The sequence below is a fragment of the Marinoscillum sp. genome (genome assembly GCF_040222955.1).
Classification (GTDB): domain Bacteria; phylum Bacteroidota; class Bacteroidia; order Cytophagales; family Cyclobacteriaceae; genus Marinoscillum.
The window spans coordinates 834,038-846,641 of record NZ_JAVKCA010000007.1 but is presented as its reverse complement, the minus strand read 5'-3'; the positions used below and the strand labels follow the sequence as shown (position 1 = coordinate 846,641).

Genomic DNA, 12,604 nt, shown 5'->3' with positions numbered 1-12,604 from the left:
AAAAAAAGTTATGAACAGCCATTGATCATTGGCTTTACGATTTATAGTTGCTGATGTTTCTCAGCCCGCGATTTTCTCCTCTATAATATCAAGGGCATTTCCCACGGTATCCATTTTTCCAATGAAATCATCTTCGATCATGATGTCGAACTTCTCTTCGATATCCAAGACGATATCCACCAGGTGTGCGGAGTTGATCATAAGATCATTAATGAGGTCTGAGCTTTCCGAAATTTCGGTGGTCAATTCCTTTTCGTCTATATAAGGGTCTATGATAGCTAGTAAGTCCTTTTTTATTTTTTCTCTATTCATATAATTAGTTATCCATTTTTCTTAGTACCAGCACACAATTCAGATCGCCGAAACCGAAGTTTGCCTTGATAACGGTTTTTATGTCTTTTTTGATCAGTATTGATGGTATTTTTTCCAGAGGAACGAGTTTTTCGATCTCCGGGTGAATTTCTTCGATATTCAGGTTGGGGTGAATGAAGCCCTCAGATAGTTGCAGTGTACTTGCTACGAGTTCAATGGAGCCTGCTCCTGCTACACAATGTCCGATCATTGACTTTGGGGTGTTCATATAAGGGAAATCGGCTTTTGGTAAATTTAAGGCATTGCTCCAGTTGATCACTTCGTGTGGATCACCCTTGGTGGAAGTAAGGTGACCTGCAATCAGGTCAATTTCTTTGGGAGTTACGCCAGACCGCTCCAAGGCTGTGGTGATACAATCTACCACAGCTTGTGGGTTTTGAGCGGTCATGGAACCACCATCGGTCTGTCCGCCAGAGTTGACTTCCCCACCTAGGATTTCGGCATATATTTTTGCCCCTCGTGCCTGTGCGGCTTCCAAAGTCTCCAGTACAAGGGCTCCGGATCCACCACTGGGTACAAACCCCGAACTGCTGGCACTCATTGGTCGAGAGCCTTTTTCTGGCTCGTGGTTAGAGTCGCTACAGAGCACCCTCATGGCATCAAATCCACCCCAGATGTATCGGCCATCTCCTTCGGAGCTGGCACAGAGCATACGCTCCATCTTACCAGACTGGATCATTTCGAAGCCTTGCAACACCGCCTCACTGCCAGTGATGCATGCCGAGCTATTGGAGAAAATTCGTCCTCTCAGCCCCAATATACTATTGAGATAGGCACCAGCACCACTGCTCATGGACTCAGGTACTGACCGGGAGCCCAACTTGCGGTGATTTCCTTGGTCTATTGGGTAGATTTTGGTTTCTATAAAGCTGTCCAGCCCCAAGGCTCCAGAGCCTACGAGCATACCGGTTTTGCGGTCATACCCACCCGGGTTGACTTCCAATCCGGCATCCTTCCAGGCTTCCAGGCCTGAAAGACAGGCATATATTACTGCATTGTTTTTTACTTTTTGAGCTACAAAATGGGGGAGGTGTTCATCTTTATACTCCTGAGTGACGGGAGGTTTTCCCCCCAACTGACATTTGAAATTGATTTCACCCAGGTTTTCATATCGCTTAATTCCGGATTTCCCTTCTTGTAGGGCCTTTCTAAATTCGTCCACGTTCAGGGCATTTGGTGCTACTACACCCATCCCTGTGATCACTACTCTATTCTTCAAAATCAAAACCTGTGTTTAAAATATTAAGGCAAATAAGAAGGCGTACCCCACTAAAACAAAAGTGCAAATTTATAATAGAATGAGTAGAGTGGAGCAGGATACCTATGCAGCGTCCCCACCAATGGCTTTTTGGAAGCACCTACGCCTGATTTCCTCATCCATAGCAGAGTCATACTTGGTCCAGAGGTTATTCACGCTGGTGTTGTCCTCCAACATCTGCCCGGAGAAGATTTGCTTGATTTTATGCTTGTTGCAAGCCCAGTAAAGTCGTTTCCATAATAATGCATTGAATCCTTTTTTTTGGTATTCTTCTTTTGCCGCAATAAGGAAGAAATCCAGGGTGTCATTCTTGTAGAATGCTTTTAGGACATGAAGAAAACCAAAAGGGAACATCCGTCCCCTGGCTTTTTTGAAGGCCCGTGAAAGAGAAGGGAAGGTAATGGCAAACCCTACCACGTCATCATTGTCATCAACTACCATCAGAATAAAATCCTTCTGTACGAATCCAAAGTATTGGTCTATAAAGTACTTAACCTGCTCTTCGTCGAGTTTATGAAAGCCATAAAGGTGACTGTAGGTAGAATTGAGCATTTCGAAGACCTGAGGAGCGTATTTTAGTATTTCTTTTCCGGACTTGAACTCTTTAATATGCATCCCGTAGCGGCTGCTTACAAGGTTAGCCTTTCTCTCCAGGTCTTTTTCCAGTTCCTTATCACCCAGTGGGACTTTGATTCTACTTTCTGTCCAGTCTGCCGCTTTTTCAAACCCCATTTTCTCAAAATGGTCTTTGTAATAAGCATAATTATACATGGTGGCTTGTGTGGCCAGCTGTCCGAAACCATCTACCAGTGTACCTTCAAAATCAAGGTCGGTAAAGCCAAGCGGACCATGAATTTTAACGAGACCATTTTCTTTACCCCATTTTTCAACTGACCCGATTAACGCTTTGCTCACCTCAGGATCATCGATAAAATCTATCCAACCAAACCGAATGTGTTTTGACTCTTTTGACTCCTCACCATGTATAATGCCTGCAATACGACCTACCGGCTTATCGCCATCATAGGCCATCCAAAATCTGGCTTGAGAATGTCTGAATGCCGGATTCTTGTCCTTATTGAAGGTACTCATCTCAAATTCCATCATAGGAGGGACGAACTGATCTACTCCTGAATAGAGTTTCCACTGAAACTTGACGAATTCCCTGAGTCCCTTTTTGTTGGTTATTTCCTTGATTTCAATACTCATTGATTTCAAATTAAGTTGTTGGCCTGGTAATATTCCAGCGCCTCTCTAAACCCCTTCTCCAGAGAGTAGTGAATCTTGAGAGGTATCCGGTTTCTTTCTTCAGAAAAATCATAATCCCAGTTCTGTGATATTTCCGAATAATGTTCTCTTGAAAGTTTGGGAGTTTTGCCCAGGATTTTGTCTACAAAATCGCTTAAAAATAATATGGATTTGACGATTGGGCCACTGACCCGCACATCAAGTGTCTTTTTGGAAAGAATTTTCTCTAGTGTCGCTTTCAGGTGATGGTGTTCATAGACGTTGCCATCTTCCAGATGAATTATTTCATTGCCATGCCGTATGGAACAATCAATAACATTCTCAGCCACATCACTTGCATTGATCAGAGTCATTTTGTGATGTTTTGGAGTCATCGAAGGATAAATGCCAAGTTTGGCTGCTTTGATGAGCGGAACAAACTGAACATCTCTGGAACCGTAGATCCCTGTGGGCCTAAAGATCAAATATTTTAGCCTTGATTTGCGTACAATCCCCTCCGCAATTTGCTTACTGCGTCCATAATTGGATGCTGGCCCGTTGTGGCCAACAGGCCCAATGGCGGCCAGTGATGAGATGTATGCAAATTTCAATTGGTCATTGAAATGTATGCATTCTTCCAATGCTTTCAGCAGCTTTTCAGTAAGTTCAATATTTACTTTTTTGTACCCGCTGAAGGTATAACTTTTCACCATTCCGGCATTGTGAATAACCAGATCAAACCCGGGGAGGTTATTCAATGTACTCTTGATAGAGTCTACGCTGGAGTAATCTACCGGAATGGCCTGAAATCCCTGTAAATGATTCAGGTTAGACTGATCAGAATCTTTCCTTACAAGTGCAATGGTGTCGTGCCCCTTGCTCAGAGACTTCTCCACCAGATGACTTCCTAAAAAGCCGTTGGCACCTGTGATGAGAATTTTCATCAGTAACCGGTCAGGCTGTTTCAAATAGGTTGACTTCTTTAGCGGCCTGGTATAGGATTTCGGCTGCTTTGTCAATCTGATCATGTGTATGTGACGACATGATGCTAAATCGAATGAGGGAATCTTCAGGGGAAACACCAGGAGAAACCACTGGGTTTACAAAAACTCCACGATCAAAAAGCATTTTTGTGAGTTTGTAAGCCTTCATATCGTCCCGAATGAAAATTGGAACGATCGGGGTTTCAGAAGCACCCGTATCAAAGCCCAGTTCGTTCATTACCTTTAAGGTATAGTGTGTATTGTCCCATAACCTCAACCGGTAGGAGTCATCAGTCTCCATAATGTCCAAAGCCGCTAGCGCGGAGGCAATAGAGGGCGGTGTGATACTCGCTGCGAAAATCATCGACTTGGAGTGGTGCCTCAGGTAGTTGATCGTGTCTGCATCAGAAGCACAAAACCCACCCAATGCAGCAAAAGATTTACTCAAAGTACCGCCTATGATATCCACATCGTCCGTGAGTCCGAAGTGATTGGATGTACCAGCTCCATTTTCGCCGATGACGCCAATAGAATGGGCACAGTCGGTCATCACCGCTGCGTTGTATTTTTTAGCCAGCTTCACAATTTCCGGAAGCTTCACAATATCGCCCTCCATGCTGAAAATGCCATCTACCACTATAAACTTGAAAGCATCCTTCGGTACCTTGCTTAGTTTATTTTCCAGAGATTCCATGTTGTTGTGCCGGAAGATCACCGACTGGGCTGCTGAGAGCTTTGCTCCCTCGAAAATAGACGCATGATTCAACCGGTCAAGAAAAAGATAATCACCCTTACCGGCGATGGTTGGCAACACCCCGATATTCACCTGAAATCCTGTACTATAGAGCGCCACAGCTTCTTTGTTCAGAAACTTAGCCAGGCGGCTTTCCAGCTCTGTGTGCATGTCGCTGGTGCCGTTCATGTAGCGCGAGCCTGAGAGGCTGGAGCCGTATTTTTTAATGGCAGCGATGGCAGCTTCCTTGATCTTTGGGTGGGTAGTGAGTCCCAAGTAACTATTGGAGCCAAACATCAGGACTTTTTTTCCTTCTACCATCACTTCCGAATCTTGTCCGGATTGAATGTTTCTAAAGAAGGGATAGATATTTAGTGCTTTTGCTTTTTGTGGCTCCTGATAAGACTGATATCTGTTTTTTAGAATGCTACTCATTAAAATCTATCTTCGGAATTTCAGGGTTTCTAATTAATCTGTAAAACTACCTAGAAATCATTGAAAATGTTCAAACGGCAAATAGTTAATTGTGTTCACGAAAAGAAGGCTTTTACATCCAATGCTTAGGCGATTGTCAATGAATCTGGTTGTTCGTTGTGAAAATGTAATGATTTTGAGGGATATATTTGATTTTCTCTCAGTATTCCTTTGGTTAAGTACGGTTGGGTTTTGGATTTTTGATGAAAGATTCTCTTGAAGGACTATTTACTAAGCTTTTTTCTAATCAGGCAGCCATGTTTGTTGGCTGAAAAGAAACACTACTTTTGCTAAAACTCAATTGGAGGATGGCCAAGGTACGCATAGCTTTTTTTTTGGATGTAATGAAGGAAGACTTTGATGGTGTGAGTATCACCATGCATCAAGTGATCAATCGTATTCCAAAAGATTCATTCGAGCCGATATTTATTACACCACAGCCTCCGGTGGGGGATTTTGCGTATCCTGTATATCAATGCCCATACCTCAATATTCCATTTAGCAACAAGGATTACCGGCTGGCATTGCCCGGCAGGATGAAGGAGCTTACGGGTATACTTGATGACTTCCGTCCCGATATTTTACATTTCAGTTCGCCTAGCGGGTTAGGTGGCTTTGCAGTGAAATATGCCCGTCGAAACCAAATTCCCGTCACCACCATTTACCATACCCACTTCCCCAGTTTTGCCAATTATTACCTCAGGTACATTCCTTTTGTGGAGAAGATCACAGAACCCATCGTGCATGGCCTTTTCTGGCTCTATAGGGGAAGCACCAGGGTTTTTGCACCTACCAAAAGCATGGAGCAATACCTGCTGGGAAAAGGTGTGAATCCGCGCCAGCTGAAAATATGGGGAAGAGGCGTGAATACCGAGCGATTCAGCCCTGAACATAGAGATGCTCGGCTTTGGCCTGAGCTACCTGAGGGTTGTAAAAAGGTGCTGTTTGTCAGTCGGTTGGTCAAGGAAAAGGAGCCCAAGACCTTGATTCGACTCCATAAGCTTTTTCAGGAGAGGCGACCGGAAATCAAAATGGTCATCACGGGAGAAGGCCCCACCAGGGCTAAACTTCAAAAAAATATGCCGGAGGCGCTTTTCACAGGTAAGCTCACCGGACTTGATTTATCACGGGCTTATGCCTCAGCGGACATTTTCGTGTTTCCTTCTACCACCGAGACTTTTGGCAACGTGGTACTGGAGGCGCTGGCTTCAGGTCTGCCGGTGGTGGCCGCTGCAGAGGGAGGTCCCAAAGACATCATTGAGCACGGTGTGACAGGCGTATTGGTGGAACCGCAGCAGGAGGAGGAGTTTTTCAATGAGATAGTGAAGCTGGTAGATGATAGTGCTTATTATCATCGTGTGAGGGAAGCCGCAGTGGATTATGCCAGGTCTCAAAACTGGGAAAGCCTGTGCAGTGAGCTTTTTGGAACGTATGTGGAGCTGGTTGACTCAGCAGAGGGAGAGTAAGCCTTCGCCGGCACCCTCCAGCAGTGCTTTGGTTTCTTTAAGGTTTTTCTGATCCCCGCATGCCTGCTCATAGAATGCTTTCATTTGGGCGGTACGGGAATCCACATTGGAGGAGGTAATGTGGTAAAGAAACTGGTTTTGCTTCAGTGGTTTGGGCACCCACCAAAGGGGTTTGTGAAAGTACCTTTTTGGTAAAACTACCTGTTGCTCTGCATACTCAGGCTCCACGCAGTTCCAGTACACCAGCTGATTTCTTGGATGAATATCATTGTATTTCTTACCGTCGTTATAGGCTGCATCAATCCAGCGAGCGATGATTTTGCGGCCGGTCTCATCATTTTTCACTATCACAAAACCAGCATTGGGCTTCTTTTTCCTGCTAAAGGAGAAAGGTGTATCTGCGGCCATGTATATGGCAGTATTGGATTTTCCGTATTTACTTACAAAGTAATTGATCGTGCGGTCTGGCCGCATGATCACGGTATCCGCATCCAGCAGAATCACGTAGGATTCAGGGCCCTGAGGAGCGTTAGCCAATACCGTTTTGAGGATATCGATCTTCGTCCAGTTGATGTGAAGGTCTGTCAGTGTTTTTGATCGCTGGATCTGAAGGTGATATCCATGTGCGAGGGCGTAATGGCGTGCTGAAGCGGCACTGTAAAGGGCGTATCCGTCTATGTTTGGAGTGGCCAACTGAATAATGGTGATATCGGGCATTTATAAACTTTGAATGATCAAAGGCCAAGAAAATGTTCTTCGGCCGTTGGTATGCAAAAATGCATTTATTTTGCTGAAAAGCCACGGCCTGTCAATGGGTGATTCTTTGGCATCTTAATTCAAATTTGACTGACACATGTTCTCAATTGTAGATTGTAATAATTTTTGGAGTCCCTCTGGGGGTGGTGTGAGGCGGTATCATTTAGAGAAGATGGAATTTTACAAAAACAGACGGGATGTTAAGTACTCGTTTGTGATGCACGACAGTGAAACATGGACGGAGCAGATTGGTGAGAATGCTTTTATAGAGCACCTTGAAGTTCCCAAAGTATATGGCAACTGGGAGTATCGCTACCTGACCCGAAGTGCACCTTTGGAACCCATACTCAGGAGGCTTGATCCTGATGTGATTGAAGTGGGATCACCTTATTTTATGCCTGGAATTGTGAGAAAGATTGTGCGAAAGCATGGATTGAAGGCCCGCACCTACGGGTTTTGGCATGCTGATTTTCCGGTGACCTATGTGAAGCGTTTTCTCGAACCCCTGGGCTCAGGTTTGGCCGGAGTGGGTGAGCGAATGGCTTGGAAGTATGCCCGGAAAAATTACAATCAGATGGACGGAGTGATAGTGTCCAGCAGGCTGATCATGGAAAGGATGGAGAAAAATGGCCTTGAGAATGTTCATTTTTTACCTCTGGGAGTGAACGAAAAGCTTTTTCATCCCGTGAGAAAGGATCAGAGGTTAATCTCAGCGCTGAAAAAGGGAAATGAAGAGCGGTTATTACTTTTTTTTCCACACCGGTTTAGCAAGGAGAAAGGGTTGGATGTCATACTGGAAGCTTACCCACTAATGTGCGACGGTCTGGATTATGAACCTGTGTTGATCATAGCCGGGATGGGGCCTTATGAACATTTGGCCAGGGAAGCCAGTGAAAGATACGAGTTTGTTGAGCTTCGGGGCTTTATAGAGGGCAAGGAAGAGATGGCCCGATATTACGCCAGTGCTGACCTTGGGTTTGCATTGAGTAAATGGGAAACTTTCGGGCTTTCACTGCTTGAATCTCTGAGTTCAGGACTGCCGCTCATTGCAGCGAATGAAGGTGCTGCTTTTGAGCACATAGATCAGTCGGGAGCCGGAGTTATACTAGAGGCAGTAACCCCCGAAGCGGTGGCCAGAGCGGTCATTGAATTTTCATTCATGAAAACGGCCAATATGCGGGAAAATGCGAGAGCATATGCAGAGCGCTTGACTTGGGAAAATTGTTTTGAAAAGCAGCTTGGCATTTACCTAGGCCGGGCTTAGTCAAAATTTTTCCAGTGTGCCTCGAAGTATTTATAGAGGTCGTTGTTGTTTTGATTATCCGCATTGACAGAGTACCGAAGGCCAGTGGTGCCCATGTGTTTAAAGGAATGCAGACGGTACAGGGCAAAATCACCGATGATTAATTTTCTTGGGATTTTGTTTTTTGCAAGGTGGCCACTGAACCAAATATCATCCGCAAACAATGCGCCCTTTGCGGCAGCTGAGTAATCAAATACTTCTTCGGTAAAAAAGGATTTCCTGACCAGGAATGACGAGGCCCCTTGCAGGATCTCTATATTCATAGGGCCGGAGACATTCGGGGTGGGATCTTGGAATTTAATCCCAGCTCCTTTTTTGGTTTTTTTCTTACCATGCTCCATACCTGGAGGCACATTCCACCCGCATAGCGTAAGGGCAGTGTCTGGGAATTTCTCTACGTTATTTTTGTAGGTTTCCAGCAGCTTTTTAGGGTATACCTGATCGTCATCTACCACTACTATCAGGTCGTTTTCTTTGATTCTTTCATCCTTGAGAGTAGGGAAGAGTTTAGTGCCTGGGCCAAGGTCTACCGGTACGCGATTAATCCTCAATTTTTCAATTTTATTGAGAAAGCGCGGGAGTACGTAGGGCTTTCCTTTCATTGATTCTAAAGGGAGATTTAAGATGATCTCCTCCGGGAGAACAGTCTGATCCATTAGGGATAAAAGTGTTGCTTTGATCTTTGGAAGTCTATCTGGGGTAGTGGTAAGTGTGAAATAAAATTTCTGATCTCGACTTTTATTATCCTTTGCCCGATGGGTGAAAACACCATTGAAGAAGCAAATATTGATGTAACGTAGTATTTCTTTAGTTCTTGACATATGCTGATGCAAAGTAATATGCCCTATATGAGAGTTTATAAAAAATCACTGAGATTTAAACCATGATTATACGACGATGAGGTTATACTGCATGGGTGGCGTATAGATATTCTGCCGGAAATTATTGAAATTGCGCAATCAATATAAACGGTCAAGAATAGCTTATGGCTTTGAGAATAGTCACACCTGCGGATAAGATTGATGAAAGAATGTCATTGTTGCAGGAGTCGTGCCACAAGAATATACTTAAACTTGATGTAATAGGAAATGGAGCTAAATGGATCCAGAATGTTTACAAGATTAAATTCTTGTATGACTACCTGACTTCTGATCGGGTATCGGATGAAGATGTAATTATGGTTGTGGATGCCTTCGATGTTATAGTGGAAGGTAGTGAGTCTGAAATTTTAGAGCGGTTTGAGAAAAAGGATTTGGATATCATGTTTTCGGCCGAAGCTAATTTCTATTTGAACGGGCGCTTTTCGGCTTTCTATTATAGGTACTACCCCCGCACACCTGATACTATTTATCATTTTCTTAACGCAGGCTCGGTGATAGGTTATGTAGGGGCTATGCGCAGCATGCTTGACCTGCTTTCTGAGTCCTATGGCCTTGATTTCTCTGTGCCGGAGACAATCACAAGGTATCGTGGTGATCAGGGGCTGTACAGTCGGTTATATGCCGACATCAAAATGGGAACTGTGAAAGCACCTTTCAGTATTGGCCTGGACCATGATCAGGATTTGTTTGGCTGCTCAGGAGGAAGGATGGCAGTAGTGGGATGGCCAACCCTTTCCTGGATGCATGGTTATTTGCTCTTTAAATTTGAAAGAAGGTTGGTGAAAAGCCTTTCGCTGATTGGAAACCAACGGGTAAACAGAGATCTTGATTTTAAAGATGGGAGGTACCGAAATACCTATACCGCGACCAATCCGTTAGTAATACATCTGCCGGGTACTTATGTGAGTTTTCAAAAAATACTTTCCAGGCTGAGGGGTGAGTCCAAACTAGATTTCTATAGCCTTCGATTTCCGATAGCGCTCATGGTGAGTTTTGTCGCTTATGTAAGGTCATTCTTCACCCTCCTGACTGTCTATGTTTTCAACAAAGGAGCCGTTAAGGTTGAGGAGATATTTCCAATAGTGATAAACCGAGCAAAAGATACGGTAACCGCTAATTCTGCTTTGCTGAGTCGGATGGTGTCCGGGGAGAGGTTTTCTATCGATTTGCAGGAGGACACTTACTCATTAAAAGACATTCCGTTTGTGCTTAGCTTTCTTAAAAAGAAAAAACTTTGTTTTGTGATTAAGAGAGACCAAAATCTCAAGACCATCACGGCATTGGGGCTGGACACAGGTCTGGTAGTGGCATCAGATACTAAGCCGGATCAACTTGTGGAAGTCATTAATAACCTCGACCGAGAGGTGGTTTTGATTGTAACAGATAGCAAGTTGAATCTGTCCAATCAGCCTAACTCCATCATCTGTTTTGGAAATTACCTTGATGATTTACTTTATCATCGTTCCGGCATTCGGAAATTGTTAGGCCAACATCGGATGTTCAGTATTCCCAACCAACTAAGAGCGAAAATAAAATACCAGCGAAACCTATGAAGATAAAGTTTACATTTTCCGTATCCTGCTTACTCGTGGCACTACTTGGCACGGGGCAGGTTCTATATCCAGATACTTATTTTGTTGATTACTATAAAACACTGGAGCTTCAAAATGAGGGATTTCGCAAGAACAAAATGATTCACACGAGCTCGGTATCGCTGTATGAGCACGATAGTCTTCCGAAATGGAATCCATGGGGTGACCAGTTTCCTGTCTATACGATAAAGAAGAATGCAAAAAGCAGTTTTCATGTATTGCCGGTGGTCACTTCTGTAAGTGTCAATTCTAAGTATCCACGTGGTTATAATGATGGCCCCGTGTGGAAAGGAAAGGGAGCTAATGCAGATGTCAATTTTGGAGTAAAGGGCCACTATGGGATACTCCATTACACGCTGGCGCCGGTGGTCTTTTTTGCTCAAAATGCAGATTTTGAGCGCGTCAACAGAGGAGTCAACGATAGCCTGTACAATTATCAGTTTAGTAGTAGAATTGACTGGATTCAGCGATATGGGCCAGATCCAATCACCAAATTCAGCCTTGGACAGTCCGAGGTTCGTTTGGTTTGGAAGGGTCTAACCTTAGGAGCTTCCACACAGAATATTACTATGGGGCCGGCCAATGTTAATCCAATCATGCTCAGCAACAATGGGCCTATGTTTCCCCATATTGACTTTGGGACCGACACACCCATAGAGACTAAAATCGGTGATTTTGAATTTCGATCTATTTGGGGAGTCATGAAAGAGTCAGATTATTTTGACCATAACCCTGATAATAACCTTCGTTATTTTCAAGGTGGCGGGCTTTTTTGGCAGCCATCGTTTCTCCCGGGTTTCTCTTTTGGAATGACCAGGATCCATTATCGTGCTTTAGAGGATCGTGATTTCGAGTTTAGCGACCTGGTGGTGTCATTTGCTGATTTCTCCAGCAACACTGACACGCTCAGCTCGGGAAGTGTAGTAAATGATCTTTATGACCAGATGACCTCTGCGAATTTTAAGTGGACTTTTGAAGAGGTTGGATTTGAGGCGTATTTGGAGTTGGCCAGAAATGATTTTAGCAACCTTCGTTCTATATTCACAGAGCCCGAGCATAGCAGGGCCTATACTATAGGCTTTGTGAAAACAATGGATATCGGCAATGGTCGTGCCTTCAAGGGTATGTATGAACATACCAATTTGGGCAGGCCGAGGCTGAAAAATCTCCGACCGGCCACTCCTATTTACTATACCCACAATTTTGCACGGCAGGGATACACTCATCTTGGCCAGGTACTCGGTGCGGGTATAGGTCCCGGTGGGAGTGGAGATATCCTAACCATCAGCTACTACTACCCCAAAGGTCTTTTAGGCTACGGCTTTCAGCGGATACGGTTTAATGACGACTATGCATTTGACACGTTCGGATCGACCGGAAAGCGCCCATTTGACACAGAATATACTATGACCTTAAAAGCAGTACGGTTTGTCAACGACCTGGTGTTTGGGGCTGATCTGACATTAGGCAAACGGCTCAACTGGAACTACATCTATAAAAATGATGTGGTAAACGTCTATGGTAAGGTGACCATAGCATATTTACTCAGGTAAGGTCAG

General features: G+C 44.3%; 11 protein-coding genes. 4 read left to right on the top strand and 7 right to left on the bottom strand.

Going from position 1 to position 12,604, the window contains the following annotated elements; translation table 11 throughout:
* Positions 1-60: 60 nt before the first annotated feature.
* The 5 genes from RIH33_RS05610 to RIH33_RS05590 form a co-directional block, all read right to left on the bottom strand.
* Complete coding sequence (locus RIH33_RS05610; RefSeq protein ID WP_406650733.1) at positions 61-312, bottom strand: acyl carrier protein; 252 nt, start codon at positions 310-312, stop codon at positions 61-63.
* A 4-nt stretch (positions 313-316) separates the two neighbouring features.
* Positions 317-1,591, bottom strand: a complete 1,275-nt coding sequence (locus RIH33_RS05605; protein WP_406650734.1) for a beta-ketoacyl-[acyl-carrier-protein] synthase family protein — start codon at positions 1,589-1,591, stop codon at positions 317-319.
* 102 nt (positions 1,592-1,693) lie between these two features.
* Entirely contained in the window at positions 1,694-2,839 is a 1,146-nt protein-coding gene (locus RIH33_RS05600) for a hypothetical protein (protein ID WP_406650735.1), read from the bottom strand.
* 5 nt (positions 2,840-2,844) lie between these two features.
* Positions 2,845-3,801 (bottom strand): NAD-dependent epimerase/dehydratase family protein, encoded by a 957-nt coding sequence (locus RIH33_RS05595; RefSeq protein ID WP_406650736.1) that lies wholly within the window; start codon positions 3,799-3,801, stop codon positions 2,845-2,847.
* 10 nt (positions 3,802-3,811) lie between these two features.
* Complete coding sequence (locus RIH33_RS05590) at positions 3,812-5,008, bottom strand: aminotransferase class I/II-fold pyridoxal phosphate-dependent enzyme (protein WP_406650737.1); 1,197 nt, start codon at positions 5,006-5,008, stop codon at positions 3,812-3,814.
* Between the two features lie 347 nt (positions 5,009-5,355).
* Between RIH33_RS05590 and RIH33_RS05585 the strand changes: the two genes are divergently transcribed.
* On the top strand, positions 5,356-6,513 hold the full coding sequence (locus RIH33_RS05585; protein WP_406650738.1) for a glycosyltransferase family 4 protein: 1,158 nt from the start codon (positions 5,356-5,358) through the stop codon (positions 6,511-6,513).
* Here RIH33_RS05585 and RIH33_RS05580 read toward each other — a convergent pair.
* Positions 6,496-7,230, bottom strand: coding sequence for a hypothetical protein (locus RIH33_RS05580; protein ID WP_406650739.1), 735 nt, complete (start codon positions 7,228-7,230; stop codon positions 6,496-6,498). The two genes, RIH33_RS05585 and RIH33_RS05580, sit on opposite strands and share 18 nt — an antisense overlap.
* A 211-nt stretch (positions 7,231-7,441) precedes the next feature.
* Here RIH33_RS05580 and RIH33_RS05575 point away from each other — a divergent pair, with 211 nt between their 5' ends.
* Positions 7,442-8,533: a glycosyltransferase gene (locus RIH33_RS05575; protein ID WP_406650740.1), complete on the top strand. Its 1,092-nt coding sequence runs from the start codon at positions 7,442-7,444 to the stop codon at positions 8,531-8,533.
* Here the strand turns inward: RIH33_RS05575 and RIH33_RS05570 are convergent.
* On the bottom strand, positions 8,530-9,393 hold the full coding sequence (locus RIH33_RS05570) for a hypothetical protein (RefSeq protein ID WP_406658698.1): 864 nt from the start codon (positions 9,391-9,393) through the stop codon (positions 8,530-8,532). The two genes, RIH33_RS05575 and RIH33_RS05570, sit on opposite strands and share 4 nt — an antisense overlap.
* 164 nt (positions 9,394-9,557) lie before the next feature.
* Here RIH33_RS05570 and RIH33_RS05565 point away from each other — a divergent pair, with 164 nt between their 5' ends.
* Together RIH33_RS05565 and RIH33_RS05560 are read left to right on the top strand one after the other, a co-directional pair.
* Positions 9,558-11,006, top strand: a complete 1,449-nt coding sequence (locus tag RIH33_RS05565) for a glycosyltransferase domain-containing protein (protein ID WP_406650742.1) — start codon at positions 9,558-9,560, stop codon at positions 11,004-11,006.
* Positions 11,003-12,598: a capsule assembly Wzi family protein gene (locus RIH33_RS05560; RefSeq protein WP_406650743.1), complete on the top strand. Its 1,596-nt coding sequence runs from the start codon at positions 11,003-11,005 to the stop codon at positions 12,596-12,598. Before RIH33_RS05565 ends, RIH33_RS05560 begins: the two co-directional genes overlap by 4 nt.
* Positions 12,599-12,604 lie beyond the last annotated feature (6 nt).

Bases quoted from the DNA above. Each gene is read 5' to 3' on its own strand.
- RIH33_RS05610 (WP_406650733.1), bottom strand. From the start codon at position 312: ATGAATAGAGAAAAAATAAAAAAGGACTTACTAGCTATCATAGACCCT.
- RIH33_RS05600 (WP_406650735.1), bottom strand. From the start codon at position 2,839: ATGAGTATTGAAATCAAGGAAATAACCAACAAAAAGGGACTCAGGGAA.
- RIH33_RS05595 (WP_406650736.1), bottom strand. From the start codon at position 3,801: ATGAAAATTCTCATCACAGGTGCCAACGGCTTTTTAGGAAGTCATCTG.
- RIH33_RS05590 (WP_406650737.1), bottom strand. From the start codon at position 5,008: ATGAGTAGCATTCTAAAAAACAGATATCAGTCTTATCAGGAGCCACAA.
- RIH33_RS05585 (WP_406650738.1), top strand. From the start codon at position 5,356: ATGGCCAAGGTACGCATAGCTTTTTTTTTGGATGTAATGAAGGAAGAC.
- RIH33_RS05580 (WP_406650739.1), bottom strand. From the start codon at position 7,230: ATGCCCGATATCACCATTATTCAGTTGGCCACTCCAAACATAGACGGA.
- RIH33_RS05575 (WP_406650740.1), top strand. From the start codon at position 7,442: ATGGAATTTTACAAAAACAGACGGGATGTTAAGTACTCGTTTGTGATG.
- RIH33_RS05570 (WP_406658698.1), bottom strand. From the start codon at position 9,393: ATGTCAAGAACTAAAGAAATACTACGTTACATCAATATTTGCTTCTTC.
- RIH33_RS05565 (WP_406650742.1), top strand. From the start codon at position 9,558: ATGGCTTTGAGAATAGTCACACCTGCGGATAAGATTGATGAAAGAATG.
- RIH33_RS05560 (WP_406650743.1), top strand. From the start codon at position 11,003: ATGAAGATAAAGTTTACATTTTCCGTATCCTGCTTACTCGTGGCACTA.